General features: G+C 61.5%; 23 protein-coding genes. 8 read left to right on the forward strand and 15 right to left on the reverse strand.

Translation table 11 applies throughout. From position 1 onward, the window contains the following. Nucleotides 1–48 precede the first annotated feature (48 nt). Complete coding sequence (locus B0G82_RS20065) at nucleotides 49–1,509, reverse strand: M20 family metallopeptidase (RefSeq protein ID WP_121310734.1); 1,461 nt, start codon at nucleotides 1,507–1,509, stop codon at nucleotides 49–51. A 220-nt stretch (nucleotides 1,510–1,729) separates the two neighbouring features. Here B0G82_RS20065 and B0G82_RS20070 point away from each other — a divergent pair, with 220 nt between their 5' ends. Beyond that, nucleotides 1,730–2,041, forward strand: coding sequence for a superinfection immunity protein (locus tag B0G82_RS20070; protein ID WP_116121853.1), 312 nt, complete (start codon nucleotides 1,730–1,732; stop codon nucleotides 2,039–2,041). A gap of 72 nt (nucleotides 2,042–2,113) precedes the next feature. Here B0G82_RS20070 and B0G82_RS20075 read toward each other — a convergent pair whose 3' ends face one another. From B0G82_RS20075 to B0G82_RS20095, 5 genes are all read right to left on the reverse strand, one after another. After that, complete coding sequence (locus B0G82_RS20075) at nucleotides 2,114–2,386, reverse strand: YodC family protein (RefSeq protein WP_106278351.1); 273 nt, start codon at nucleotides 2,384–2,386, stop codon at nucleotides 2,114–2,116. Nucleotides 2,387–2,873: 487 nt separating this feature from the next. Beyond that, on the reverse strand, nucleotides 2,874–4,457 hold the full coding sequence (locus B0G82_RS20080) for an MFS transporter (protein ID WP_121308790.1): 1,584 nt from the start codon (nucleotides 4,455–4,457) through the stop codon (nucleotides 2,874–2,876). A 31-nt stretch (nucleotides 4,458–4,488) separates the two neighbouring features. Beyond that, the gene (locus tag B0G82_RS20085; protein ID WP_121308791.1) at nucleotides 4,489–5,127 is read right to left on the reverse strand and encodes a TetR/AcrR family transcriptional regulator; all 639 of its coding nucleotides are present in this window, start codon (nucleotides 5,125–5,127) and stop codon (nucleotides 4,489–4,491) included. 678 nt (nucleotides 5,128–5,805) lie between these two features. Next, nucleotides 5,806–7,146, reverse strand: coding sequence for an MFS transporter (locus B0G82_RS20090; protein WP_121308792.1), 1,341 nt, complete (start codon nucleotides 7,144–7,146; stop codon nucleotides 5,806–5,808). A gap of 84 nt (nucleotides 7,147–7,230) precedes the next feature. Further along, the gene (locus B0G82_RS20095; protein ID WP_116145214.1) at nucleotides 7,231–8,802 is read right to left on the reverse strand and encodes a sulfatase-like hydrolase/transferase; all 1,572 of its coding nucleotides are present in this window, start codon (nucleotides 8,800–8,802) and stop codon (nucleotides 7,231–7,233) included. Between the two features lie 135 nt (nucleotides 8,803–8,937). Here B0G82_RS20095 and B0G82_RS20100 point away from each other — a divergent pair, with 135 nt between their 5' ends. After that, nucleotides 8,938–9,468, forward strand: coding sequence for a MarR family winged helix-turn-helix transcriptional regulator (locus tag B0G82_RS20100; protein WP_121310736.1), 531 nt, complete (start codon nucleotides 8,938–8,940; stop codon nucleotides 9,466–9,468). A gap of 505 nt (nucleotides 9,469–9,973) precedes the next feature. Here the strand turns inward: B0G82_RS20100 and B0G82_RS40485 are convergent. Beyond that, on the reverse strand, nucleotides 9,974–10,378 hold the full coding sequence (locus B0G82_RS40485; protein ID WP_147308706.1) for a hypothetical protein: 405 nt from the start codon (nucleotides 10,376–10,378) through the stop codon (nucleotides 9,974–9,976). A 197-nt stretch (nucleotides 10,379–10,575) separates the two neighbouring features. Then, the gene (locus tag B0G82_RS20115) at nucleotides 10,576–10,896 is read right to left on the reverse strand and encodes a DUF4148 domain-containing protein (RefSeq protein WP_121308794.1); all 321 of its coding nucleotides are present in this window, start codon (nucleotides 10,894–10,896) and stop codon (nucleotides 10,576–10,578) included. Nucleotides 10,897–11,233: 337 nt separating this feature from the next. Between B0G82_RS20115 and B0G82_RS20120 the strand changes: the two genes are divergently transcribed. Continuing rightward, a complete protein-coding gene (locus B0G82_RS20120) occupies nucleotides 11,234–13,024 on the forward strand; it encodes a hybrid sensor histidine kinase/response regulator (protein ID WP_158608172.1) in 1,791 nt (596 codons plus the stop codon). Here B0G82_RS20120 and B0G82_RS20125 read toward each other — a convergent pair. Continuing rightward, on the reverse strand, nucleotides 12,966–13,718 hold the full coding sequence (locus B0G82_RS20125) for a response regulator transcription factor (RefSeq protein ID WP_121308795.1): 753 nt from the start codon (nucleotides 13,716–13,718) through the stop codon (nucleotides 12,966–12,968). The genes B0G82_RS20120 and B0G82_RS20125 overlap by 59 nt on opposite strands. Nucleotides 13,719–14,664: 946 nt before the next feature. Between B0G82_RS20125 and B0G82_RS20130 the strand changes: the two genes are divergently transcribed. Then, nucleotides 14,665–15,189: an alkyl hydroperoxide reductase gene (locus B0G82_RS20130; protein WP_241974749.1), complete on the forward strand. Its 525-nt coding sequence runs from the start codon at nucleotides 14,665–14,667 to the stop codon at nucleotides 15,187–15,189. Nucleotides 15,190–15,547: 358 nt separating this feature from the next. On the opposite strand, the gene B0G82_RS20135 is transcribed toward B0G82_RS20130, so the two are convergent. Together B0G82_RS20135 and B0G82_RS20140 are read right to left on the reverse strand one after the other, a co-directional pair. After that, entirely contained in the window at nucleotides 15,548–15,892 is a 345-nt protein-coding gene (locus B0G82_RS20135) for a BON domain-containing protein (protein ID WP_116145228.1), read from the reverse strand. Nucleotides 15,893–16,019: 127 nt separating this feature from the next. After that, entirely contained in the window at nucleotides 16,020–16,937 is a 918-nt protein-coding gene (locus B0G82_RS20140; RefSeq protein ID WP_121308797.1) for a LysR substrate-binding domain-containing protein, read from the reverse strand. A 373-nt stretch (nucleotides 16,938–17,310) separates the two neighbouring features. Here B0G82_RS20140 and B0G82_RS20145 point away from each other — a divergent pair, with 373 nt between their 5' ends. Then, the gene (locus tag B0G82_RS20145; RefSeq protein ID WP_116145232.1) at nucleotides 17,311–18,129 is read left to right on the forward strand and encodes an alpha/beta hydrolase; all 819 of its coding nucleotides are present in this window, start codon (nucleotides 17,311–17,313) and stop codon (nucleotides 18,127–18,129) included. Nucleotides 18,130–18,323: 194 nt separating this feature from the next. Here the strand turns inward: B0G82_RS20145 and B0G82_RS20150 are convergent, their stop codons facing one another. Continuing rightward, nucleotides 18,324–19,238, reverse strand: a complete 915-nt coding sequence (locus B0G82_RS20150; protein ID WP_121308798.1) for a LysR family transcriptional regulator — start codon at nucleotides 19,236–19,238, stop codon at nucleotides 18,324–18,326. 113 nt (nucleotides 19,239–19,351) lie between these two features. Here B0G82_RS20150 and B0G82_RS20155 point away from each other — a divergent pair, with 113 nt between their 5' ends. From B0G82_RS20155 to B0G82_RS41220, 3 genes are all read left to right on the forward strand, one after another. Further along, entirely contained in the window at nucleotides 19,352–20,515 is a 1,164-nt protein-coding gene (locus tag B0G82_RS20155) for an alpha/beta fold hydrolase (RefSeq protein WP_116145236.1), read from the forward strand. A gap of 47 nt (nucleotides 20,516–20,562) precedes the next feature. Further along, nucleotides 20,563–21,354, forward strand: a complete 792-nt coding sequence (locus B0G82_RS20160) for an MBL fold metallo-hydrolase (RefSeq protein WP_116145238.1) — start codon at nucleotides 20,563–20,565, stop codon at nucleotides 21,352–21,354. 80 nt (nucleotides 21,355–21,434) lie between these two features. Further along, entirely contained in the window at nucleotides 21,435–21,650 is a 216-nt protein-coding gene (locus B0G82_RS41220) for a hypothetical protein (RefSeq protein ID WP_199730145.1), read from the forward strand. Between the two features lie 178 nt (nucleotides 21,651–21,828). Here B0G82_RS41220 and B0G82_RS20170 read toward each other — a convergent pair whose 3' ends face one another. The 3 genes from B0G82_RS20170 to B0G82_RS20180 are packed head-to-tail and all read right to left on the reverse strand — an operon-like array spanning nucleotide 21,829 to nucleotide 25,650. Beyond that, complete coding sequence (locus tag B0G82_RS20170) at nucleotides 21,829–22,683, reverse strand: 3-hydroxybutyryl-CoA dehydrogenase (RefSeq protein WP_121308799.1); 855 nt, start codon at nucleotides 22,681–22,683, stop codon at nucleotides 21,829–21,831. Between the two features lie 51 nt (nucleotides 22,684–22,734). Further along, on the reverse strand, nucleotides 22,735–23,928 hold the full coding sequence (gene bktB, locus B0G82_RS20175) for a beta-ketothiolase BktB (protein WP_121308800.1): 1,194 nt from the start codon (nucleotides 23,926–23,928) through the stop codon (nucleotides 22,735–22,737). A gap of 48 nt (nucleotides 23,929–23,976) precedes the next feature. Then, nucleotides 23,977–25,650 (reverse strand): electron transfer flavoprotein-ubiquinone oxidoreductase, encoded by a 1,674-nt coding sequence (locus B0G82_RS20180; RefSeq protein WP_121308801.1) that lies wholly within the window; start codon nucleotides 25,648–25,650, stop codon nucleotides 23,977–23,979. Nucleotides 25,651–25,675 lie beyond the last annotated feature (25 nt).

The following is a 25,675-nucleotide window of genomic DNA, read 5'->3' on the forward strand; positions in this document are numbered from 1 at the left end:
GTCGGCGAACGTGACGGATTCAGGGCAAGCAAAAGTTAAAGAACTCGCTCAGGGCGCGGCGGCGATCACCTCGGCAACCGCGGCCGTGAGCTTCTTGCCGTACGGCACGTGCAGGAACTCGTTCGGCCCGTGCGCATTCGACTTCGGTCCGAGCACGCCGCACACCATGAACTGCGATTTGGGGAAGCCTGCCTTTAACACGTTCATGAGCGGGATGGTGCCGCCCTGCCCCATATACGCGACGTCGGCGCCGTAGTGCCGGCGCGACGCGTCGTTGAGCGCGGTGGCGAGCCACGGTGCGAGATCGGGCGCGCTCCAGCCGCTCGCCGCGCCCGCGTCCGGCTTGAACGTCACCTTGGCGTTGTACGGCGGATCGACTTCGAGCAGCGCCTTCAGGTCGGCGACGGCCTTCTCCGCTTCGATCATCGGCGGCAGACGCAGCGACAGCTTGAACGCCGTGCGCGGACGCAGCACGTTGCCGGCGTCAGCGAGCGCGGGCAAGCCGGCCGCGCCGGTCACCGACAGCGACGGACGCCATGTCGAATTGAGCAAGGCCTCTTTCGGATCGGTGGTGGTGGGCAGCACCTGGCGGCCGTCCTGGCCGCACGCCCATGGCAGCTTCTTCCAGACGTCGTCGCCGAGAATCCTGGCGGTGGCTTCCGCTTCGCGCAGACGGTCCGCGGGGATCTCGATATGGAAACCCTTCGGCAGCAGCGTGCCGTTGGCGGAGTCCTCCAGCCGGTCGAACAGTTGCCGCATGATACGGAAGCTCGACGGCGCGATGCCGCCATAGCCGCCCGAGTGAATGCCTTCGTCGAGCACCTGCACTTCGAGATCGCCGGCGACCAGGCCGCGCAACGACGTGGTGAGCCACAGCTGATCGTAGTTGCCCGCGCCCGAATCCAGGCACACCACCAGACCGACCTTGCCGAGCCGCTCGCGCAGCGCGTCGACATAAGGCAGCAGATCGTAGCTGCCCGACTCCTCGCAGGTTTCGATCAGACCCACGCAACGCGGACGCTCGACACCTTGCGCGTCCAGCGCGGCGAGCGCGGTGATGCTTGCGTAGATGGCGTAACCGTCGTCGGCGCCGCCGCGGCCGTAGAGCTTGTCGTTCTCGAGCTTGGGTGTCCACGGTCCGAGGTCGTTGCGCCAGCCGTCGAACTCAGGCTGCTTGTCGAGGTGCCCGTACAGCACGATGGTTTCCTCGCTGCCCGAACGCGTCGCCGGCGACTCGAAGAAAATCACCGGCGTGCGGCCCGGCAAGCGAATGATTTCGAGTTTCAGACCGCGCACGGGCTGCTGTTCGGCCCATCGCGCCGCGTCGGTGATCACGCGTTCCAGATAGCCGTGCTTGACCCACTCGGGATCGAACGCCGGACTCTTGGCCGGCACGGCAATGTAGTCCGTCAACGCGGGCACGATCTCGTCGTTCCACTTGCGGTCCACGAATTCGCGTAGCGTCTCGGGGTTGATGCGCTGAGCCTGCTGGGTATCGTCGGAGATCATGATGGCGGTCCGTGGGATCTGTTCTGTCGAAACGATCATCATAGTCCGGTTGCGGGATTGGCTGAACCCCTCGCAATACATTGGCCTCGCTGGGCGGGCGGCGCGACTGCCGGTGGCGGTCATCCCACGCACGGCGCAACGCCTTTGCGGCGAGCTTACGCAAACAAAATAATCGCGCGACAATCGCAGCATGGGTCGCCTATCGCGAGGGAGCCGCTTCATGGGAGGCAATGTCGTCGTGCAGGCCATCGCCGCGGTGCTGGCGCTGGCGCTCTACTTTTTGCCGGCCGTGGTGGCCGACCGGCGCAAGCGTCATGACGTGCTGACGCTGGCGCTGTTCAATGCCTGTCTCGGCTGGACCGTGTTCGGCTGGCTGCTCGCGCTCTACTGGTCGTTGCAACCGAACCCGCCGAAGAACATTGCGGGCGAAGTCGTGGAGACGCGCAAGCTCGTGAGGATGCGGGCGTTTTCCAGCGCGCTGCTGGTGCGCGTGCAACGACGCGCGAGCGAGCGGGATCGCTCCGGCAAGTAAATCAGGCGTGGTGTGGCGAGGCGGAAAACGAGCTGGTCGGCCAAGGCGCCGGCCGACCCTGCTGCGGGCCGTTCAGGCCGCGCGGCTCATGCGGTTCCACAAGACGGAACCAGCGGGAATGGAGCGCGGCTCGACGCGTACGCTCGCGGGTGAAAACATCTCGCGGCGCAGTTCGCCGTGCTCATCGAACCATTCGCAAATCAGCCAGTCGCCGGGATTGAGCGCCACAGGGCCTGCGTAGGTTACCGTCATGCGCGAGCCGCCTTCCTTCAAGGTGACGACGTCGCCGATGTTGATTGGGGCGGTGAGCGGTGCCTGGAATGCGTCAATGGTAGCGGTCAGCATATTCGTCCCCCTACGGAACCGTTGAACGGTATTTAAGTCATTGCGCCGGTTTTTTCGACTATGGATCTGCTGAAGGAAAACTCTAAAGGACTGGGCAAGATTAACAATCGAAATTAATGGCCGCAAGCGCTTTTTATTGATACCGTTTTCACCGGAAGTGGAATGGCTTCCACTGCCGGCTGTGGATGGGTAAAAACCGGGAAAACCCTGCAATCGGCTGTCAGGCCGCCTTTCCATGCCGCACTGCACGATCGCAAGGCTTACTGCGGAGTGCCCGCGCCGCCCGTAGAAAATGCGAATGCGGTTTCGTCATATCTAATGCTCCAGCGGACAGCGATTCAGGGTTTATTCTGATCCTGCATAGCAAAATTACCTGTGAATAACGAACTCACCGGTAAATGCACCATGCTTAAAATCACTCTCGTTTAAAAAAATGCCTAATACCCTCGGGCAATCTTTGTTGAAAACGATTGCCGCCGCCGGATTTTCAAACCGGCTTCTTCGCCGGGCGGCGCAGTGCGAGTTGCTGGTGCCGCACGAGCAGCACGCTCAAGCCGATGCACACGAACATCAGCAGTGCGTTGATCGCGAGGCTGAGCTGGAACGCGTGCGCGTAGTCGCCAGGTGCCGCGCGCGCGCCGATCGCGCCGAAGAACGCACCGCTGATGGCTGCCGTGCCGAACGCCGAGCCGATCTGCAGCGTCGACGACACCACGCCCGAAGCAAGCCCGGCTTTCTCCGGCACGACCTCCAGCAATACGATGCGCATGATCGACGGCAGCAGCAGGCCATGACCGACGCCCGCGCACACCAGCCCGCAATAGAACAGCAAATCCGGGGTGGCTGATTGGGTGGCGGACCAGCCCGTGACCATGAAGCCGACCGTCATCATCGAAAACCCGAGCGTGAGCACATGGCCGCCGATGCGCCTGACCACCGCCGGCGAGGCCAGCGGCCCAACGACGAAACCGATCGCGAACGGCATGATCGCCATGCCCGAGGCGAGCGGCGTCCAGTGCAAACCGGTCTGCAGGAATATCCCGTAGGTCAGGAAAAACGCGCTGTTGCAGTAGAACAGAAACGCGAGCACGAGCCCTAGCGCGAAGGCCCGGTTGCGGAACAACTGCAGATCCACCAGCGGATGGCCGCCGCCGCGCTCCACGCGCTGCTCGGTCATCACGAAGAGCGCGAACGCCGGCACCGCAAGCGCGAACATCACGAAGGTCCACGCCGGCCAGCCGGCTTCGCGGCCGTGCGTCATCGGATAGATGACCAGCAGCAGCACGGCGGACAGCAGCGCCACGCCCTTCACGTCGATGCCGGTGCGCGTGGCCGGCTGATTCTCCGGCACGAACTTCCACGTGCCGAGAAACGCCGCGATGCCGATCGGAATGTTGATCAGAAAAATGATGCGCCAGTCGAGCCCGAATGGGCGATAGGTGATCAGCGCGCCGCCGCCCAACTGCCCGACGATCGACGACAAGCCGAACACGAATCCATACAGGCTCATCACCTTGGTCTGCTGATGCAGCGGCACCACCGCGCGAATCGTGGCGAGCACTTGCGGCGCCATGACGGCGGCGGCGATGCCCTGCACGATCCGCGAGATCACCAGCATGTGTCCGCTGGTCGCGAAGCCGCACAGTGCTGAGGCGACCACGAACGCCGCCATGCCCGTCATGAACATGCGGCGGCGGCCGAACAGATCGCCGAGCCGCCCGCCCGTGATCAGCAGCACCGCATACGCCGACGCATAGGCGGAGACGACGAGTTGCAATTGCGCGTCGGTGGCGTTCAGGCCGGTATGAATCGAGGGCAGCGCGAGATTGACGATGAAGTAGTCGAGCGGCGCGAGGAATGCGCCGACAAACAGCACCGCCAGCGCAAGCCCTTGCCGTTCGAAGCGCGGCTGGGTCCTGTCGGCCGCTGGTGCGACGCCTTTTGGCACGCCCGCGGCCGAACCCGTCGCCAGATTCGCGGCCGCAGAGCCAGGACAGATCACCACTGAAGCTGCGGCGCCTTGAGGTCCAACGCATGCCGCCGCAGCGGACTGGATCGCTTCGCTTTTCATGACTGATCGTTCAAAAATTCGGCAAAAAAATTTAGACGAGCGCGCGCATGGCCACGTCCACGATTCCAATCAGCGCGTCTTCCTTGTGAGCGACCCGCCCCAGCACGCGCAGACCTTGCATGACGCAGAGCAGAAAATCGCCGACAGCTTTTTCGTCGAGCGTGGAGTTGAAGGCGCCGCTCGCCTGACCGCGTATCACCGACGCCGCCAGCAACGTGGCCATGCGGCGCTGAATCGCGGCGACGCGGGTGCGCAGTTGTTCGTCGCCCGGTTGCATTTCAAGCGTGGTGTTGGTGATGAAACAGCTACGCTCGCCAGTTAGCGCGCACGCGACCCGAGCGTAATGCAGCAAAGCGTTGCGCAGTGATTCCTCCGGCGGCACGGGTGCGTTCAACCGCTCTGCGAGCCGTGCGACCGACCCTTCCGCGTAATGATCCAGCGCGGCCAGCATGATGCCGTGCTTGTCGCCGAACACGCCGTAGAGACTCCCCCGCAACAGGCCGGTGGCTTTGCACAGGTCGTCGATCGAGGTGGCGTGGTAGCCGTGATTCCAGAACACCTGGCTCGCACTCGCCAATACCGTGTTCGTGTCGAACTCGCGCGGCCTGCCGCGCGAGCAGACCTCGCCGGCTTTCTTCGTGGATTGTTTCGAATCGCCTGATTGTTTCATGCACCCGATATTATGACTAACCGTTCAAGAAATCAAGACGAGTTTCCGTAGGCGTGAGTGTCGAAGAGTGTCCCTGCACAAAAGACTCGAAAAATTGAGCAATAGACTCCGAAACGCCGTCGAATGGCCGTGCAATAGAACCCAAAAAATGAAAGCTGTCTTTATTCTTTCACGCACCCATTCGCTTCCGCGCGGGGCGGACCATGAGGGTTCAGCGTTGCGGTAATCCATAGCTGTCTCGCACATCACGACTGACTCCGGACACGCGCACGGGCTCCATGAACCCTACGGTAGATTAAACGCAACGATATCGCCATCGCACTTTGCACACGCCAAATAGACGCCTTCAAAGCAGCGGCTTTCGGAGCGTACCGACGATCGGTAGTCTGCTAGCGTGCGCTCGCAGCGTCGATGGATACGGGCAATCCCAGCGGCAAACCGGCAAGCCGATTGACTCGATATCGGCCAATGCGGTCATTGGGCCGATCGTCAGTCAAGGGTCGCTGTAGATTGCTCCGCGGTCATTGGACCACCTGTGACGTTGAACGACAGCCGTCCTCCTGCCGGAGCACAGCACCCGACCCCTAGCAGCCAGTCGCCTGCCGCATTAGCAGCCATTCAATCTCGCAATTTTCACCGCGACGAAAGCCCCGACTCTCAGGAGCGGAGCGCCGCGAGTTACTTCGCCGCAACCTGCGGCGGAGACGCTCGTGCGGGTTGGACCGCAGGTTGCTCCTGCGGCACGAACCACAGTAGCGCAATCATCCCGATCAGTAGCAAACCAGCGACTACCGCGAGCCCAACGTAGATGCTGCCGGTCTGTTCCTTCAGTATGCCGACGAGCGCCGGACTCACAGCGCCTCCGAGCGCGCCGACCGTGGTAATCAATGCGATGCCGCCCGCCGCCGCGTTACCGGACAGGAACATGGGCGGGATCGTCCAGAAGATGCTCAGCGTCGCGTAAATGCATATCGACGCCACGCACAACAACGCGACCGTCAATGCAATGCTATGCGCGCTGAGAGGCAGCAACAGCAGGCTCGCCGCGACCCCGATCCCGTTGCCAGCAACGTGCCAGCGCCGCTCACCGCGCCGGTCCGAACTGCGCCCGATCACCACGATCCCGATCGCGGTCAGCACCGACATACCGCCGCTCAACCAGCCGATATCCGTGATGCGCGTGACGCCGACCTGGCGCAGCACCGTGGGAATCCAAAAGCCGACGACGTTCAGTCCCATAAACACCGTCAGGTAGACCGCACACAGCAGATAGACTCGCGGGCTCCGCAGCAGCTCCCGCAAGCTCGACGGCGCCGGGGTCGCTTCGCGGCGCGCGCGCTCTGCCCCGAGCGCAGCCTGCACGCGGGCTTTTTCATCGTCGGTGAGCCAACGCGCATCCGCGGGGCGATCGTCGAGCAGCAATAGCGCGAGCACTCCGAGCACGACGGCCGGCACGCCTTCGATCAGAAACAGCCATTGCCAGCCGTGCAGTCCCTGCGCGCCTTCGAGCTGGCTCATGATCACGCCGGACAGCGGCCCGCCAACAATGCCCGCGAGCGGCACCGCCATTACGAACAGGCTCGTGATTCGCCCGCGCTGTGCATTCGGAAACCACTGGCTCAGATAGAAAATCATGCCGGGGAAGAAGCCGGCTTCGGCCGCACCAAGCAGAAAACGCAGCAAGTACAGCGATTTCGCACCTTGCACGAACATCAGCGCGATCGTCACGAGACCCCAAAGCGCCATGATCCGCAGCAGCGTCTTCCGCACGCCAATCCGCGCGAGCAGCAGATTGCTCGGCAACTCTAGCAGCAGGTAACCGACGAAGAACATGCCCGCCGCGATGCCGAACGCGGCGTCGTCGAGCTTCAGGTCGCGCAGCAGATGCAGCTTTGCGAAGCCAATATTTACACGGTCGATGAAGTTGACCACGTAGCAGACGAACAGAAACGGCACGATGCGCCAGGCGATCTTGCGGTAAAGCGCGCCGTCGTCCAGCCGTGTAGATGGGATGTTCATGGGTTGTCTCCTAATCGCGTGCCAGTCGTTGCCGGACGTGGATCTTCTCGAATGGTCGGTTTGCGTGTCCGATTCGCCGCTTTTCTACCACTCGCCGAAAAATACACCCCATTCCTTGTGCGTATTGGTTTTCGCCGCGACCGTCGGATTGTCGATGGTGACGCGCTGCTTCAGGCTGCATTGCCACCGCACAAGCTTGTCGTGCATCGCGGCGCGCACGGAGGCATGCGCGGTTGATTCGCCCAGATCGACAAACTCATCCGGGTCCGCTTGGAGGTCGAACAGTTGTGGTCTAAATCCCATCCAATGTATGTATTTCCAGTGCGTATCGCGGACCATCCACGCGCGACATTCGTCCGACTTGCGCTCGAGCGTGAGCCGCGCCGCGCGAAAACTGAAGTCCAATTCGGAGACGACGAACTCGCGCCAGTGTGCACTGGCGACCGCGTCGCCGCGCGTCAGCGGCAGCAGCGAGCAGCCCTCGATCCGCTCATCGTAAGAGGGCAAATCCAGCGCGTCGAGAATCGTCGGCACGACGTCGACGCCAGATGTGAAGCGCCGTTCGACGCCGCCGCGCGTCGCATCAGCGCGCGGCGACGGATCGTAGACAATCATCGGTACGCGCTGCACGGTGTCGTAGAACTGCTCTTTCTCGCCGAGCCAGTGATCGCCAAGGAAATCGCCGTGATCGGCGGTGAACACGATCAATGTGTCCTTCCAGCGGCCGAGCTGCTCAAGCGTGTTCCACACATGGCCGAGATGATCGTCGATCTGCTGAATGAGACCCTGATAGACGGGACGCACTGTATCCGAGACCTCGTCGCGCGAGAAATTGACCGACTCTTCATGCCGGCGATACGCGGCCAGCACCGGATGAGCGCAGTCGAATTCGTCGGGACGACGCACCGGCGACAGACACTCGTCGAGCGAATACATGTCGTGATATGGACGCGGCGCGACGTACGGCCAGTGCGGCTTCACGTAGGACAGATGCAGTGCCCAGGGCGTGTCGCCTTTTTCCTCGATATAGCGGATTGCCTGCGACGTCATGTACGCGGTTTCCGAATGCGCTTCAGCGACACGCGATGGCCATTTGACGTTGCGCATCTGCCAGCCGGAACGCGTGTCGCCGTTGTCGTCCTCGACGCTGACGACAAAGTCGGTCCACGGCCTGTCGCTGTTGTAGCCGTTCGCGCGTAAAAACGCTGGATAGCCGGTTTCCGCGCCGGGTTCGTGATGGCCATCGTATCGATCCAGTTCTTCGAAGAAGCCGGTGGACAAGCGCTGCCCCATTGGGCTCGACCTGGCGATTTGTAGACGCTTCATGCCGTCGACGTCGGCGAGGACATGCGTCTTGCCTGCGAGCGCGAGCGTGCGGCCATGCCAGCTCAGGTATTCGCCGAGGGTGATTTCTCCGAGTCCGAGCGGCACGCGGTTCCAGTTCGCGCCGTGGCTCGTCATCGTGCGTCCGGTGTAATACGACATCCGCGACGGCCCGCAGACGCCGGACGTGACGAACGCATTGTCGAAACGCACGCCGCGGGCGGCGAGCGCGTCGATGTTTCGTGTGCGCAGGAAAGGGTGTCCGTAACAGCCGAGATGGTCGCGCCTCAGCTGGTCGCACATGATGAACAGAACGTTGCGAATGGCAGTCATGATCTGGGTTCGTCGCGTCGTCAGAAGATGCCCCAGATCGTAAGCACGCGCGCGATGATTGACCAAATCAAACGTATGTGCGGTCGCACCAAAATGCGCGGCACAATGGTGGCTTGCACATTCCCCATCGCCGCCATGCCACGATCGAACTCGCCGGACACCGATCCGTCGCCGCCCGTCGTCAAGGACCCGCAGCACATCGATGACTTCCTGATGTACCGAATGCATAATCTGACGCGCGTCGCGACGCGCGGTGTCGGCCTGATGTTCCGGCGCGATATCGGCATCAGCCGCCGTGACTGGCGGCTTCTCGCTTTCGTCGGACGATTTCCGCACGTGAGTCTCACGCGGCTCTCACAGATGGCCGCGCTCGATACGGTGATCGCAAGTCGGGGCGTCGCAACTCTGGTAGAACGCAAGCTGATAGCGAAATCTCGCCTACCGTCGAATAAGCGGTTGACGGTGCTGACCCTGACGGAAGCGGGGCAAGCTATCTACGACAAGGCGCTCGAAGGCGGGCGAGCCTACAACACGGAACTCGCCTCCTGTCTGACCGACGCCGAAGCCCACATGCTCGACACGCTGCTGTCGCGGCTGGAAACGCAAGCCGCGAAGCTGACGGCGCGACAGGAGTCGTACGGAACCCTCGACGGAGAAGACGGTTGAAGCGCGGCACGCAGTCGGCGCGTTGGTGGTGGGTGACGCAGCGCGCCCGAAGCCTGGATTTACAAGGCAACGCGTCTGACGCACGCCGGTCGTCGCTAGCATCTGATTGTCAATCGAACATCTCACGGGCATCCGCTGCCGTGATTAGTAGCGAATTGTCATCTGCGCTATGAGTGACTGAGATGCGAGCAACCATTTCAACAAAATCGGCTTCCTTCACTGACTTGTCTCCAATGTGTCTGACCGCAACTCATAATTGTTGTCGATTTCGGTGTCCCCGGCGGGTGTCCGCTCGTGGCCGCCATGGAAACTACAGGCCGAGGATCGTGACGCAGCTGTGCCTGAGACGATTGTCACTGGTCCACGTCTCAATTTGCGAAATCATCGCGCCGAGCGCGACACAATTCGCGTTCATACTCTCAGTAATTCTTTCTTTCGGATCAGTGAAGAGGAAGCCAATCTGCGGCAGCGTGTCCGGCCTGAATGTCTCCATTTCCAGCCTGCTTCAAACGTCCGCGAGGGCTTTTATTATCTTTTCCCAGTCAAGCATGCTGATTTGGGTGAGTGCGTAGTGATCGTAGGTCGGCTCGTATTTTTCGATCGTCGGCTCGATATACCCAAACACCTCTTCCTCGAAAAACAGCGAACCATCGTTCCAGCATCGATTCGTACAGGCACCTGCCATGACTTCGACATAGGCAGTACCTTCCAGCGATGAGAGGTCTGTTATCGCCCGGACCCGGCAAGCCGAACTCATTGATCGGACCTCATCGAAAATGTGCAGGCCCCCGATTGTTAGCGATCCAGCCACCGATGTCCAACGGCAGATTTTGGCCGGCAATACGCGTTCATCCACGTCGCCGGAAAGCAGGCGTTGACGACTCCAACGTCGGCTCTGTAGAACGTTCACGGAACTGGTGCTCGCGGCCAGCGGAGCTTTTCGCCACCAGTCGAGTTCCAGCCGGCTTCGGTAGCGGCGCCCGCCCAGCTTGGTGCACGCCCAGGCGGGGCACCGGCTTGCCCAGTCTTCAACACATGCCGAAGTTGGGCGCGCATTAAGCAGCGGTGCCGGTGTGGGCACACCACAGAGGGAAGCAGGCGAAGATGCTACTGGCCTCCAAAATAGAGTTGCTTCATGTCTTCGGTCGAGGCGGGACGACCGACAGCGTGGGAACCGGACGCCGATGAGCCGGGGGATACGCCGCCGTACGCCGTTGGGCTCTGGCTCGATATCCGTGCCTCCGCCGCCTGAATGTCGCTCGGATAGCTCGGATCCTCGCCTTTGGCCGGATCATATCCGGCCTGTTCGAGCTGCTGAAGCTCCGCTTGCACCTGGGCGCGCGTCGGTGCCGGATCGGTCTGGGAGAACGTGGCAAGAGGGATGGAAAGGGCCGACGCTGCGGCGACCGCGATAACGACTGATTTCATGGCGACCTCCTCGTAAATGCCGGGAAGCAGGAATTCTCAACTCTCGTTTCCCGGCGCTGTCATTTTGATTTTCGACCAGAGCCGACGCCATCGACACCCACATAGGTAGGCGAGCACGCGAAATCGAGCTGCGAAAGATGTAGGAATTCGGAACCAGACAGGTACATCCGTACTGCTACATTTGTGTATTCGGATGCGAACGACGTCCTGCTATTCTGTTTGAATGTCACGCTGCCGTATCCGCAGACGGCGACATTTCTGATCGGGCATCGCTATGAGATCGTCGGACCTCTGGGTGCGCAGATTCAGATCGGCGGCTCAGGAGCGTGCGTTCCGGATGGACTACGCGCGGCGCTTCTCCGGACAGCGAAGACTGGCCATCGCAATCTTTACTGCGTTATGGATCGTTTTTTCCATCCGCGATTTCGCTCGGCTCGACATACTCGATCCCGCCAACTTGCACCACACCGAACTCATTTTCGTGAGAGCCGCTGCGGCGATTGGCATGGGCGTGTCCGTCCTGTTGTGGACCCCGCGCGCACTGGACGAACGCTGGGCCGTCGGCCTGCTCTGCATGTGGACGCTTAGCGCCTGGTTCGCCACCCTGAGAATGATGCAGATCGTAGACCTGCCATGGCGTGAAGTCTATTCGATCCTGACACTTACCCTGTTCACGATATTCATGGCTTTCCGGCTTCGCGCGATCACGGCAGCGTGGCTGGTCGGGCTCTGCGTCGCGGGTTACCTGCTCATGCTCTATCTCCAGCCTCCAGGCGAGAGGTTCGGCATGCACCTGTCGTCAGTGATTGCGCATGGCATGAGTGTGCCGCTGACGTACCTCATCGGGCTGGTTGTCAGTATTCCGTTGGAACGTTCGGCGAGGCGCGAATTCATGTATCAGCGCAATTTGCGCGCAGCCAAGGGGCGCGTCGAGGCTGCATCGCGTGCGGTCAACGAGCAGAACAAACGCATGCAGGAACTCGTCAAGGAAAAGGAACGGTTCTTTTCGTCGGCGTATCACGACATCCAGCAGCCGCTTGCCGCGATCAACCTCTTCATCCGCAGCGCCCGGACGAGGATCCGAGAAGGACAAAAGGTGGATCGTGACCTTGATGTCATCGAAGAGACCGCATCTGACATCCTCGACATGTTCAAGGATATTCAGGACTATACCGAGTTGGGCTCGTATGTTCCCCGCCTGACATCGGTCAACACGCTCGACCTGTTGACCGAGGTTCTCAACCAATATCGGGCGACGGCACAGATTCGCGGAATCGATCTCAGACTTGCGCGGCGACGAGTGGACCCGCCGCCCATCGAAACCGACCGGTCACTCTTCAAACGGGCCGTATCCAATCTCGTATCGAACGCGATCAAGAGCACGTCGTCGGGCGGCGTCGTGCTTGGCTGGGTGCATCTGGATGACCGACTGCGGGTTGATGTATGGGACACCGGAATCGGCATTGCGCCCGCCCATCGGGAGGCGATTTTTGCCGAGTACTACCAGATCAACAATCCGGGGCGCGACCGTTCGAAAGGGCTGGGACTGGGGCTATCGATCGTGCAGCGTGCGGTTCGTATTCTGCCGGGACACGCGATGAGTTTTGCATCGGTTGAAGGGCGCGGATCGCGCTTTTCCCTCTACGCGACCATTTCCGCGTTGATGCCGGCCACCGGGACGAATCAGTACGGCGACCTCTACAGTCCCGATCTCAACGGCACGTTCATGCTGCTGTGCGACGACGAACCAACCGTCCTCGAAGGCCTGCGACGCCTTTTCTCGAGCGCGGGCTCGCTCGTGCATGCCGCGGAGTCGATGGCCGGATTCGAAGCCATTCTCGCCGATGATAGCCGCATTCCCGATCTCATCGTGACCGACATCCGGTTGCGCGATGGAGCCACCGGTAAGGAGGTTGCCGATCGGATCAGGCGTCACTTCGCGTGGGCGGGCGTTATTCCGGTCGCATTCATCACGGGCGAGTTACTCTCCGTTCAAGTGCTTCGCGACTTTCCGGAGCCGTTCGTGCTGCTGCGCAAGTCCTCTGCACCGGAAGATCTGGTGGCGGATATCAGCCGGTTCGTTGCCGCCCATCGGAAGGTGAAGCTCGATCTCGCAAAGAATCTGTGACCGACGGCGTGCCGAGCGTGATGCCCTTGTCCGCGAGCATCACGATGAGTTCAGTGCGGCGCCGCAGGTTGAAGTGCGCAAGCAGATGACTGATGTACTTGCGCACAGTGATGTCTTCGAGCCCCATCTTCGACGCGATGGCTTTGGAAGGGAGCCCGCGTACGAGCCACGTGAGTGTTTCGTGCTCACGAGGCGTAAGTCCAAGTAGCGGAGCGTCCCACGCGGTAGCGGCGCCGTTCGTTGGCTGTGCCCGTCCTGATTCGCGTGCCGGTGCCTCGGCGATGTCGATAGCACGCCTTAGCCCGGCGATGCTCGCTGCGGGCAGGTACACGCCGCCTGATAGCACGGCAACGATCGCGGCATGGAGTGCTTCGGGCGACGACGATTTCGGCACGTAGCCCATCGCGCGGAGTTCGAGGCATCGACTGACTGTCTCCGTGCTCTCATCGGCCGATATCACTACTACGGGCAAGGATGCTCGTGCGTCTTTCAACCGGGCCAGCGCGTCGCAACCGTGCCCGTCAGGGAGTTCGAGGTCCAGAAAAACGATGTCCGGATGTTCGGCCATCGCCAGATCGACTCCATGCGACAACGTACTCGCATGCAGCAGTTCGACGTCCGGGAAAAGTTCCTTGACGAGCAGCGCTAGACCGGCTCTGAAGAGTTCGTGATCATCGACGAGCAGTACGCGCATTGCATCGTCTCCCGGCAAGACATGCGATTCCGTACGGATGGGGCAAGCGGTGTTCGAGTCACAGCAATCTGCCACCGCGGCAGTATTCGAACGATCTTACACGCGGTTCGCTGTGGAGAGCGGCCTTTTATGCGACGTGAAAAGCGAACGAGTGTGTCGAAGTCCGATCGTCTCCGGCTTGACTGGGCTGCGAGTGCTGATGGTGAAAAATTTCAGGCGTTCGCCAGTGTCGGCGCTTGATCTTCCGGGCGGCGGCTCTGCTTCCGGCAAAAGGCATCAAGACGACCAGCTATCGACTGGCTGGTGCGGGTCCGACCTGAGCCAGACGCTGTCGGACTCAGTTCGGCGAGGACGAACGGCCGACACGGGCCGCCCAGGATTGTTCACAAGCTCGGTCGGTCGCATAGAAGTGGCCGCCGGAGCAGGCACGCGTGCACCCCTTTTAGACGAATCGCCAGCACCTTGGATCTGTGCGGCTAGCCCAGTAAAGGCACCGACGTTGGAGGGAGCATTGTCTCGCGCCCTTCGCAGATCCGCCGACGGGTGCCGCCGGCTTTCGGTGCTTGCGTGTTTTCGCGGCCCCTAGCCTTCGACGAGAATGTCCGCGTCTCCCGACCCGGCAGATTGGCACGTCAGCCGTTGGCATATAAGCTTGCTCTTGAACCACGGTTGGTGCTGTCACGCAGCCGGGCAACATTGCGGCAGTGCAACAGACGGCGTAAAGCTCTCGGGTCGTCCGATCGCAGACTCACGCTGAACTTTCTGTCCACATTTCTTTCAGTTCCTGGCACTTCTTCACATAACCTTGTGCAGGTTGGTACGGGATCGAATCATGTTAAGCATCAGTCTCAGGTCACAGCTGCAGACGTATCTGCGAAACATCCGCAGACCAGTCGAATTGATTGTGTCGCCGGGCGGTGGTCAAACGTCGCACGAGATGCGGACGATGTTGAACGAAATCGCGTCGTTGACAAATCTGGTGACGGTAATCGAGGAGCAGCATGGCGACGAACGTAAGCCATCGTTTTCAATCAGGCAGGTCGGAGAAAAAGCTGGCATACAGTTTGCCGCCACTCCGACAGGACCTGAATTTTCGTCTCTTGTCCTCGCAATACTCCAGGTGGGAGGACACCCCGTAATAGCCGACCGTACGACCATTGAACAGATCCGAACGCTAGAACGTGACTATTATTTCGAGACCTATATTTCGCTCTCTTGCGCAAGCTGTGTGGACGTTGTGCAAGCCCTGAACATGATGACGGTGATCAATCCACGGATTCACAACATTACGATCGACGGAGGAATTTTTCAAAGCGAGGTGTCGGCGCGTGATATTAGCGTTGTGCCGACGATCTACATGAACGGCGAGATATTCGGCGAGGGGCGCAGCAGCTTTGCGGAGCTCGGCGCGAAACTTCTCGACATAGAAATGAGCCTGAGAGCGGCACTGCGCGCGGCAGGTAGGCCGTAGCACCGCGCTGAAGGTCATATCGGTGGGGCGTAATTCGGGGGAATCTGCACCGGGGGCGCGGTGCCTGAAACGCTGAAGGACGCAACGGGCGGCCCTCAGTTGGGTGCGTCGGGGCGGTAGTCGTTAAGGCTTATTCGATGCCTGCCATCGGCCGCAGGAATGTGAATGCCTCCGCGCATGCCGGCAGGCGTCGAATAAACCTTAACGATCACGGTCGGCCCGAAACCGGCGAACGTGCTAGAGCGCAGGGGAATGCCCGTCAAGGCGCAGATGCACCTGTTCCTTTGACGAAACCGCTGGCCGCGCGCAGCCCAGGCATCGCTGTCTTGTCCGTCATCTGTTTTCCGGCGAGCGCGCGTTATTGCGGCCTGAGGTGTAGATCGTTGCTCACCGATTGCACCCCCGCCACGCCGCGCGTCACGGCAAGCGCTTGCTCAATCTGTACCTCTGCATCCACGTATCCTGACAACTGCACGACGCCTCGATACGTGGCGACGCTGATCGGCAAGGATCTCAGCCCTGGGTCCGCGACGAGCGCCTGCTTCACCTTGGCGGCGAGCGCAGCGTCGTCAGTGGCGACCTTCGCCGGCGCGGTCACAGCCTGCGTCGCTGTCGACTTGCAGCCGTTGATGAACACGAACGCGGGGATCGCGAATGCCGCGACCATCAGCAACCGGCTTTTGATGTGTTGCACGTCCCGCATGTCGGCTATGACATCCTGATTCGTGAGCAGTTGGCGTCGTTCGGGTTGGCTTCGAGGTACACATGTGCGCCCTCGTCGAGTCCACCATGATAGCGCAGGGCGGCGAACTTGCGACCGAGCCGATGACCTAGACGGCATAGCGAATGATGCTTTGATCCTGAACATTTGTGACCAACTCGTCCGCACGAGATAACAGCCGAAGAAGCAACGGGTTTGTATTTGCATCGCTATATCCCAAGACGAGATCAATCGTCGGAGGCACGCCGTCAAGCGCCCTTGCAACGACGTTTGGTGTCAGCATATTTTGCGCGTACAGCGGGATAAGCGTGACGCCACCCGTTGACGTAACAAGCGACATTGCGGACGGGAGGTTTTCGCCCTCGTATCCCGCCTTGAGCGTTATTCCGACACTCGATGCGTACTGCTGAATCACGGATTCCAGTACGGGAGAAATCTTGGATGAACTGACGTAAATCTGGCTGGCCAGATCCTGCGACCGGATTTTCTTGCGTGACGTCAGCCGATGGTTTGCCGGCAGTACCGCGATCAGCGGCTCTTTCGCCAGGACTTTGAATGACAGGCCAACAGTCTGTCTCTCGGGACGAAGGAAAGCGACGTCTAGCTTTCCTCGCATCAGCCCAAGAGCGAGCTCCGGAGACGACTGGCTGCACAGTGTGATCTCCGCATCCGGTGCCTCCTCGCGAAGGATTCGCAGCGCGTGTGGCAACCATACGACTTCCTGCCCGGCAAGGAAGCCCATGGCAAGGATCGGTTTTCCAGTTTGCTCCGTACGCCGTGCGCCGTCGATACCCGCTTCGACTTGAAGCAGCGCCAGACGCGCGTGATCGAGGAAGATTTTTCCGGCAGCGGTAAGCCTCACACCGCGTGCCTGGCGCTCCAGTAATTTCACACCCACTTCGGACTCAAGATCGCGGATCTGCCGGCTCAGGGACGGCTGCGACGTGTGTAGCCGCCGTTGCGCGGCTGTCAGCAGACTTCCTTCCTCCGCAACCGCAATGAAATATCGCAGATGTCGAAGTTCCATTAGTTCTCCCGTATGCCTTTGAGGCATAGGTCAAATCATAGAAAGTCTTTGTCATCGAGGCAAGGGATACCTATATTGGAACGGCTGCCGTATCGACGAGCCAAGCGCCCAAGTGGAGTTCTCACTGGCGTGGTCACCGCATCCGAGTGCTCAATCACAGGCCGATTCTTGTACTCGATGCGTCCAAGCGCCAGAAGCAAGGGCGTGGCGCCGAGAGACATTTAGAGATCCATCGCAGCTTGGTCGGAGTGCGCCCCGCTCGCACGTTTTCGGATGCGCATGAAATAAGACTTCGAAAGAAGCCGCTGGCAGCATTCTCGATGTCTCGCGGAGAACCAACACTTCAATCAGTCTCTTCCAGGAGGTACCAGCTATGCCTACGATCACCACTCCCGACGGCGTAAAGATCTTCTACAAGGACTGGGGATCCGGTCAGCCGATCGTCTTCAGCCACGGCTGGCCCCTGTCGGCTGACGACTGGGACGCCCAGATGATGTTTTTCCTTCATCACGGCTACCGGGTGATCGCCCATGACCGGCGCGGACACGGTCGGTCCGAGCAAGTCGGCACCGGCAACGACATGGACCACTGGGTCGCCGACCTCGCTGCACTGACCGAACACCTCGGCATCCGCGACGCGATCCACATCGGGCACTCCACCGGCGGCGGCGAGGTGGCCCGCTACGTGGCTCGCCACCAGGAGCGGGTCGCCAAGGCAGTGCTGGTGGCCTCGTTGACGCCGAACATGGTGAAAACCGACGCGAACCCTGGAGGTCAGCCGCAGGAGTGGTTCGACGCGGTTAAGTCAGGCATGCTTGCCAACCGCTCGGAGTTTTACCGGGCAGTCCCGGAGGGTCCGTTCTACGGATTCAACCGTGCGGGCGCCAGGCCGTCTGAGGCGGTGATCGCGAACTGGTGGCGCCAAGGCATGGCCGGCAGCGCCCAAGCCCACTACGAGACCGTATCCTCCTGGCTGGAGGACTACACCGAAGATCTGAAGAAGATCACTGTGCCGGTACTGGTCATGCATGGCGAAGATGACCAGATCGTCCCGTTCGCCAGCGCGGTGCCCCGCGCGGTCGACCTGCTCGCGAACGGCGCGTTGAAGACATACCCTGGCTTCCCGCACGGCATGCTGACCACCCACGCGGACGTCCTGAACCCCGACCTTCTCGAGTTCATCAAATCCTGACGGGACGCCAGCCCGAACCAGATCCAGGCAATTCGAGTGGCGCGTTCAACCGGTGCGCCACTCGGCACAGGCGTCCGCTTAGGGTCCGCAACGTGCCATAGCCCCCGCATTTGGACGACCGGCGGCGAAGGGACCCGGAACGGACAATCGAGGGTCGGCAACCCCGCGTCCGCTCTTCGAAGTACAACTGCCGCTCAATGACCGATCCGGTCCCAAGGCGGTTCATCCCCGAACGTCTCGGCAAGATAGTCGACGAACCGACGCACTTTGAGCGGTATGCGCTGTACGCTCGGATAAACCGCCTGAATCGCGAGATCAGCTGCGCGATAAGCTGGCAGTAGCGCCACAAGTTCGCCACGCCGGAGATGCTCTCCGAACACGAAGGTTGGGCCATAGGCGATGCCGGCGCCGGCGAGGGCCGCGGCAAGCAGCATTTGCGTATTGTTAGCGGCCATCCGGCATGGTCCGTCGATGACGTGCGCGTGATTTTTCGCATCGAGCAACGTCCAGTCGCCGGCCGACACGGCCTCGCTGAAAACCAGTCGCTGCACGCGTTGCAAATCTTCGGGCTTGCGTGGCGTTCCATAGCGCTCGAGGTACGCGACAGACGCACAGACGACCATCCGGCATGGTGCAAGCCGTCGCATCACCAGTCCGGGGTCCTGCAGCCGTCCGATCCGGATTGCCACGTCGACACCCATATCCATCAGGTCGACATAGCGGTCTCCGAGCACCACTTCCACATTGACGTGCGGATGATCGTCAAGGTAGCGGGCAACAACCTCGCCCAGGTGCATTGCACCGAACGTAACTGGCGCTGCGACCCGCAGTACGCCGCGTGCCGTCCCTTGTGAATCGCCAGCTTCCCGATTGGCATCGTCGAACGCTTCGAGAATCCGCTTACTGCGCTCGTAGTAAGTCTGGCCGGCATCGGTCAGACTTAGGCGCCGGGTAGTGCGCTGAAGTAGCCGAGTATTCAGCTGGGCCTCGATTGCGCTTACATGCTTGCCGGCCATCGCGGCCGATAGCCCGAAACGGCGCGCCGCGGCTGCGAAACTGCCTTCCTCAACAGCAGCGACGAACACGCCGAGACTCGTCAGCCGGTCCATTTGCTCCTCCGATTCGATAACACGATTATCGACTGAGTAGACCATTCTGGCAATTATCAAGCCGACGACTTGAATCTACCATTCAGACACTACGCAATGATTAGGGAAGGAAAATGGAAATCAGATCGAACGGTACGCGGATTCATGTCGCACAGCGCGGCAGCGGCGAGTTGGCGCTCGTGTTCCTGCACTACTACGGCGGCTCGTCCCGCACATGGGACGGTGTGGCAAGCGAATTGGCCGACCGCTATCGAATTGTTGCCATCGATCACCGAGGCTGGGGCCGTTCCGAAGCGCCCGCTGACGGCTACCGGATCGCCGATCTTGCCGACGACGCCGAAGGTGTCATCCATGAGTTGGGTCTGCAGCGCTACGTTCTGGTCGGCCATTCGATGGGCGGCAAGGTTGCTCAGCTCATCGCATCGCGTCGGCCGGCTGGGCTTGAGGGTCTTGTACTCGTCGCGCCGTCGCCCCCGTCGCCAATGCACCTTTCCGACGAGCAACGTGCGACGTTGACCGGCGCGTATCAGTCGCGTGAGTCGGTCGAATTCGTTATCGATCACGTGCTCACAGCTAAAACACTTGACGCTGCTTGCCGGGAGCAAGTCATCGAGGACAGCCTGAGGGCCGCGCCGCAGGCCAAGGCGGCCTGGCCAAACATCGCCATGCGCGAAGACATCACCGCCGCGGTGGCATCAATCGACGCGCCGACCGTTGTCATCTCCGGTGAGCTTGATCAGGTGGATCGCGTCGCAACGCTGCAGGCGGAACTGATGCCTCGTATTCCGCATGCGCGGATGCATATTCTCCCCGGAATTGGACACCTGTCGCCGCTAGAGGCACCGGCCGAAGTGGCGCAGCTCATTGCGCGATTCGTCACAGCGGTCGAAGACAAGTCCGCCGTGTGCAGCGCGCCTGAGCAGGTCCCGGCCGCTTTCGATACGGCACTGAACGCCGGCGACCTTGACGTACTGCTCGGTTTGTTTAGCAGTAAAGCCACGATGCGAATGACGGACGGCGAGACGACACACGAGGACCCCGCCGGCTTGCGCAGCGGTCTGGCTCAGTTGCTGCAACTGCGCCCGCGCATTCACAACGAAATACGTCGTGTGATAACGAGCGGCGACATAGCACTCGTCCTGCTTGACTGGTCCCTGAGCGTGACGCTACCGGACGGCCACGAACAGGAGCAGCGCGGCACCGCTACGCAGGTTATGAAAAAGGGCCGCGACGGCGGGTGGAGACTGCTGATCTCCAATCCGCTCGGGTTGAACTGAACAGATCTGGGGAATGACGCCATGAACAGCCGACAGGGACACACATCATGAACACACCCTCCATCATTACGATTCTTATCCTGCCGTTCGGCATGGTCCACTGCCACCTGATCATCGGTGAAGCGGGCTGTGTTCTCGTGGACACGGGCACGCCGGGCTCAGAGGACAAGATTGAGCGCGCTTTGGCGAAGCACGGGCGCGGTTTTCGTGATGTCAGCTTGATCGTGGTCACTCATGCGCATACGGACCATGCCGGCGCGGCTGCGCGACTGCGTGAACTGACGGGGGCCCCGATCCTCGCGCATGCCGGAGATCTGGACTACTACGAGCGGCGCAAGGAGATGACATACTGCGTCGCCCATTGGTGGGGACCGCTCTTTCTGCGATCGGGCGTGCCCGGCGAGGCCTACCTGCCCTTCACGCCGGATATCCTGCTGCAAGACAATGCCAGTTTCGATCTCAGTCGCTTTGGAATCGACGGCGTGGCAAGGTACACGCCCGGCCACACGGCTGGCTCCGTATCGGTTGAGCTGGGCAGTGGCGACGCGCTGGTTGGCGACCTCGTCGCCTCCGGAGTATTTCTCGGGGGATTGATCCGCACGAGCCATGCCCTGCGGCCCCCGTTCGAGGATGATCCGCAGGCTGTCAGTGTTGAATTGATGAGCATGGTCAACGCGGGCATGCAGCGTTTTCACATGGGCCACGGCGGTCCGCTGCCCGCAAAAGAAGTGCGCCGGCACGCTCTTTCATTGCGGAATCTGAAGCCAGGACGCAAATACGGGATGCAGACCATCGGATGCGCCTGCTCTGAGCGCAAGCTTGCTGAGGTTGTTGACTAAGGTATGGCTTGCCCTTAGCCCGGAGTCGCCGCCTGAATTCAGGTCTGTTCGGCTTCGCCATCTTTCAGGAGTGGATTGTCATGCCTCTTGTTCATCCGAAATACAAGGTCGCTGTTGTTCAGGCAGCTCCAGTCTGGCTCAATCTTGAAGTCAGCATCGACAAGACGATTGAATTGGTTAATGAGGCCGCCGCCAATGTGAAGCGGTATCCGGCTAGTCGGGGAGATCTCAAATGGTGGCCGCGGTTGGGAACCGTTCCCCAGTCCTCAGGAAGTCTCGGGTTCGGTCCCGCCTAAGTGGTTGTGGCCAGGATGCTGCTCCATCGTCGGCCGGCAACCTGCAAGTGGATAGACGCACCATGATCCATCGCTGTGCCCCTACGACGGGACGTGCCGACGCGCGGCACGCGGCCGCGCCGACCGAAGGGGCGCGGCCGCACGCGCGGACAATCGCGTGCCACTTATTCGCGGCTGCTTATTTGCCGTAGTCGTACACCCCGCGCCCCGTCTTGCGCCCCAGCCGCCCCGCCGTCACCATCTCGCGCAGCAACGGGCACGCGCGATACTTCGGATCACCGAAGTCCTTCTGGAACACGTCCATCACCGCGAGGCACACGTCGAGGCCGACGAGGTCCGCCAGCGCGAGCGGCCCGATCGGATGGTTCGCACCGAGCTTCATCCCAGCATCGATCTCCTCGGCCGACGCGATGCCTTCGGCAAGCACGAAGAACGCCTCGTTGATCATCGGCACGAGGATCCGGTTCACGACGAAGCCCGGCGCGTTTCGCACGCCGATCGGCGACTTGTCGAAACGCTCGGTCAGCGCACGCACCGCGGACGCAGTCGCATCGCTCGTCTGCAGCCCGCGAATGATCTCGACAAGCGGCATCAGCGGCACTGGATTGAAGAAGTGCACGCCGACAAAACGCGACGGATCAGCCAGCAGCGCGGCGAGCGCGGTGATCGAGATCGACGACGTGTTGGTCGCGATGATCGCATCGGGGCGCGCGACGGCCTCGATCTGCTTCAGGATGCGCCCCTTCAGCTCGACGTTTTCGGTCGCGGCTTCGATCACCATGTCGACCGCGGCAAGCTTCGCGTAATCAGTCGACGTATTGATGCGCGCGAGCGCGGCGTCGCGTGCGCCGGCGTCGAGCTTCTCCTTCGACACGAGCCGCTCGAGGCTGCCCTTCAGTGCGGCGACGCCCTTGTCGAGCGCCGCGTCGCTGACGTCGATCATCACGACGTTCAGTCCTGCAACGGCAGCGGTCTGCGCGATACCGTTGCCCATGGTTCCGGCGCCCACGACGCCGACGGTTTGAATGGCCATGACGATTCCTTATGTTCGGTGCTGTGTGTTCGGCTGCTGAGCGGTCGATTATCAGACGTTCTCGAAGATCGCCGCAATCCCCTGGCCGCCGCCGATACACATCGTTACGAGCGCATAACGCCCGCCGATGCGCTTCAGTTCGTACAGCGCCTTCACCGTGATCAGCGCGCCCGTCGCGCCGATCGGGTGGCCGAGCGAAATGCCCGAGCCGTTCGGGTTGACCTTGGCCGGATCGAGGCCGAGCTCCTGCGTGACCGCGCAGGCCTGCGCGGCGAACGCTTCGTTGGCTTCGATCACATCGAGATCCGTGATCTTGAGACCCGCTCGTTCGAGCGCCTTCCGCGTGGCCGGCACCGGGCCGATGCCCATGTAGGCCGGGTCGACGCCCGCGTGCGCATACGCGACGAGCCGCGCGAGCGGCTTCGCGCCCTGCGCGCGCGCGGCGTCCGCGCTCATCATCAACACGGCGGCGGCCGCATCGTTGATGCCCGATGCGTTGCCGGCCGTCACGGTGCCGTCCTCCTTCGCGAACACCGGCTTGAGCTTCGTGAAATCGTCGGAGCCCGCGTCGTGACGCACGTGCTCGTCGGTGTCGAACGCGACCTCGCCTTTCTTCGTGCGAATCGAGATCGGCAGGATCTGATCCTTGAAGCGGCCTTCCGCGATCGCGCGCGCCGCACGACGATGCGATTCGAGCGCGAGCGCATCCTGCGCCTCGCGTGAAATGCCGTATTTCCTCGCGACGTTCTCGGCCGTCACGCCCATGTGGATCGCCTGGAACGGGTCGTGCAGCGCGCCGAGCATCATGTCGACGAGCCTGGCGTCGCCCATGCGCTGGCCAAAGCGTGCGGACGGCACGGTGAACGGCGCACGGCTCATGCTCTCCGCCCCGCCGCCGATCGCGACGTCGGCATCGCCGAGCATGATGGTCTGCGCGGCCGACACGATCGCCTGCAGGCCGGAGCCGCACAGACGGTTCACGGTCAGCGCGGGCGCATGCTGCGCGACGCCGCCGTTGATCGCCGCGACGCGCGCGAGATACATGTCCTTCGGTTCCGTGTTCACGACGTGGCCGAAGACGACGTGCCCGACCGCATCACCCGGCACGTTCGCCCGCGTCAGCACTTCGCTCACGACCTTCGCACCGAGATCTGTCGGCGAGAAATCCTTCAGGCTCCCGCCGAAATCGCCGATCGGGGTACGGACACCGCTCACCACCACGACTTCCTTCGCTGCATTGCTCATCGTCTCACTCCGGTTCGTTCGCGCCCGCAGGCGCAGGATGCGTTTGCGTCACATGTTCGGATAATTCGGCCCGCCGCCACCTTCCGGCGTGACCCACACGATGTTCTGCGTCGGGTCCTTGATATCGCAGGTCTTGCAGTGCACGCAGTTCTGCGCGTTGATCACGAGGCGTTCGCTGCCGTCGTCGTTCTTCACGAACTCATAAACCGCAGCGGGGCAATAGCGCGACTCCGGCCCGGCATACGTCTGCCAGTTCACATTCACCGGCACGGACGGATCTTTCAGCGTCAGGTGAGCCGGCTGATTCTCTTCGTGGTTGGTGTTCGAGATGAACACGGAAGACAACCGGTCGAACGTGAGCTTGCCATCGGGCTTCGGATACACGATCGGCTTGCATTGGGAAGCCGGCTTGAGCATCTCGTGATCCCAATGCTGGTGATGCAGCGTCCAGGGCACATTGCCGCCCAGCAGCTTCTGCTCGATGCCGACCATCAGCGTGCCGAGGTACAGGCCCTTGCTCATCCACTGCTTGAAATTGCGCGCGCGGTGCAGTTCGGTGTGCAGCCACGAAGTCTTGAAACTCTCCGGATACGCGGTGAGTTCATCGCTGGTGCGACCTGCCTGCACGGCTTCAAATGCCGCTTCGGCAGCCAGCATGCCGGTCTTGATCGCCGCATGCGAGCCCTTGATCCGCGACGCGTTCAGGAAACCCGCATCGTCGCCGACCAGCGCGCCGCCCGGGAACACCAGCTTTGGCAGCGACATCAGGCCGCCGGCCGTGATCGCGCGTGCGCCGTACGACACACGTTTGCCACCTTCGAGCACCGCGCGAATCGCCGGATGCGTCTTGTAACGCTGGAATTCCTCGAACGGCGACAGATACGGGTTCGTGTAGCCGAGGCCGACCACGAAGCCCACCACCACCTGGTTGTTGTCCATGTGATACAGGAACGAGCCGCCGTAAGTATCGTTCTCCAGCGGCCAGCCGGCGGTGTGCATCACCAGACCCGGCTTGTGCTTCGAAGGATCGATTTCCCACAGTTCCTTGATGCCGATCCCGTAGACCTGCGGATCGGCGCCTTCGCGCAGCTTGAATTTATCGTTCAGCTGACGGCCCAGATGCCCACGCGCGCCTTCGCAGAAGAGCGTGTACTTCGCGTGCAGCTCCATGCCGAGCTGGAAGTTTTCGGTCGGCTCGCCGTCCTTGCCGATGCCCAGATTGCCGGTCGCGACGCCTTTGACCGAGCCATCGTCGTTATACAGAATCTCCGCCGCCGGAAAACCCGGGAAGATTTCCACGCCCAGCGCCTCGGCCTGCTGACCCAGCCAGCGCGTGACATTCGCGAGGCTGATCACGTAATTGCCGTGATTCTTGAAATTGTCCGGCAACGCCCAGGTCGGCACGCTCTTCGAGCCGGTTTCGGTCAGGAACAGGAATTTGTCTTCGGTCACGTCCACCGTCAGCGGCGCGCCTTTTTCTTTCCAGTCCGGAATCAGTTCGGTGATCGCGCGCGGATCCATCACCGCGCCCGACAGGATATGCGCCCCGATCTCCGAGCCTTTTTCCAGTACGCACACGCCAAGCTCGACGCCTTTTTCCGCTGCCAGCTGCTTCAGGCGGATCGCCGCAGACAGGCCGGCCGGGCCGCCACCGACGATCACGACGTCGTATTCCATCGATTCGCGCGGGCCATATTGCGCCAGCAAGTCCTGTGTGGTCAAAATCCTGTCTCCTCCTGCGCCTCGA

Source organism: Paraburkholderia sp. BL17N1, from assembly GCF_003634175.1.
Taxonomy (GTDB): domain Bacteria; phylum Pseudomonadota; class Gammaproteobacteria; order Burkholderiales; family Burkholderiaceae; genus Paraburkholderia.

Bases quoted from the DNA above. Each gene is read 5' to 3' on its own strand.
- B0G82_RS20065 (WP_121310734.1), bottom strand. From the start codon at position 1,509: ATGATCTCCGACGATACCCAGCAGGCTCAGCGCATCAACCCCGAGACG.
- B0G82_RS20070 (WP_116121853.1), top strand. From the start codon at position 1,730: ATGGGAGGCAATGTCGTCGTGCAGGCCATCGCCGCGGTGCTGGCGCTG.
- B0G82_RS20075 (WP_106278351.1), bottom strand. From the start codon at position 2,386: ATGCTGACCGCTACCATTGACGCATTCCAGGCACCGCTCACCGCCCCA.
- B0G82_RS20080 (WP_121308790.1), bottom strand. From the start codon at position 4,457: ATGAAAAGCGAAGCGATCCAGTCCGCTGCGGCGGCATGCGTTGGACCT.
- B0G82_RS20085 (WP_121308791.1), bottom strand. From the start codon at position 5,127: ATGAAACAATCAGGCGATTCGAAACAATCCACGAAGAAAGCCGGCGAG.
- B0G82_RS20090 (WP_121308792.1), bottom strand. From the start codon at position 7,146: ATGAACATCCCATCTACACGGCTGGACGACGGCGCGCTTTACCGCAAG.
- B0G82_RS20095 (WP_116145214.1), bottom strand. From the start codon at position 8,802: ATGACTGCCATTCGCAACGTTCTGTTCATCATGTGCGACCAGCTGAGG.
- B0G82_RS20100 (WP_121310736.1), top strand. From the start codon at position 8,938: ATGCCACGATCGAACTCGCCGGACACCGATCCGTCGCCGCCCGTCGTC.
- B0G82_RS20115 (WP_121308794.1), bottom strand. From the start codon at position 10,896: ATGAAATCAGTCGTTATCGCGGTCGCCGCAGCGTCGGCCCTTTCCATC.
- B0G82_RS20120 (WP_158608172.1), top strand. From the start codon at position 11,234: ATGGACTACGCGCGGCGCTTCTCCGGACAGCGAAGACTGGCCATCGCA.
- B0G82_RS20125 (WP_121308795.1), bottom strand. From the start codon at position 13,718: ATGCGCGTACTGCTCGTCGATGATCACGAACTCTTCAGAGCCGGTCTA.
- B0G82_RS20130 (WP_241974749.1), top strand. From the start codon at position 14,665: ATGTTGAACGAAATCGCGTCGTTGACAAATCTGGTGACGGTAATCGAG.
- B0G82_RS20135 (WP_116145228.1), bottom strand. From the start codon at position 15,892: ATGCGGGACGTGCAACACATCAAAAGCCGGTTGCTGATGGTCGCGGCA.
- B0G82_RS20140 (WP_121308797.1), bottom strand. From the start codon at position 16,937: ATGGAACTTCGACATCTGCGATATTTCATTGCGGTTGCGGAGGAAGGA.
- B0G82_RS20145 (WP_116145232.1), top strand. From the start codon at position 17,311: ATGCCTACGATCACCACTCCCGACGGCGTAAAGATCTTCTACAAGGAC.
- B0G82_RS20150 (WP_121308798.1), bottom strand. From the start codon at position 19,238: ATGGACCGGCTGACGAGTCTCGGCGTGTTCGTCGCTGCTGTTGAGGAA.
- B0G82_RS20155 (WP_116145236.1), top strand. From the start codon at position 19,352: ATGGAAATCAGATCGAACGGTACGCGGATTCATGTCGCACAGCGCGGC.
- B0G82_RS20160 (WP_116145238.1), top strand. From the start codon at position 20,563: ATGAACACACCCTCCATCATTACGATTCTTATCCTGCCGTTCGGCATG.
- B0G82_RS41220 (WP_199730145.1), top strand. From the start codon at position 21,435: ATGCCTCTTGTTCATCCGAAATACAAGGTCGCTGTTGTTCAGGCAGCT.
- B0G82_RS20170 (WP_121308799.1), bottom strand. From the start codon at position 22,683: ATGGCCATTCAAACCGTCGGCGTCGTGGGCGCCGGAACCATGGGCAAC.
- bktB (WP_121308800.1), bottom strand. From the start codon at position 23,928: ATGAGCAATGCAGCGAAGGAAGTCGTGGTGGTGAGCGGTGTCCGTACC.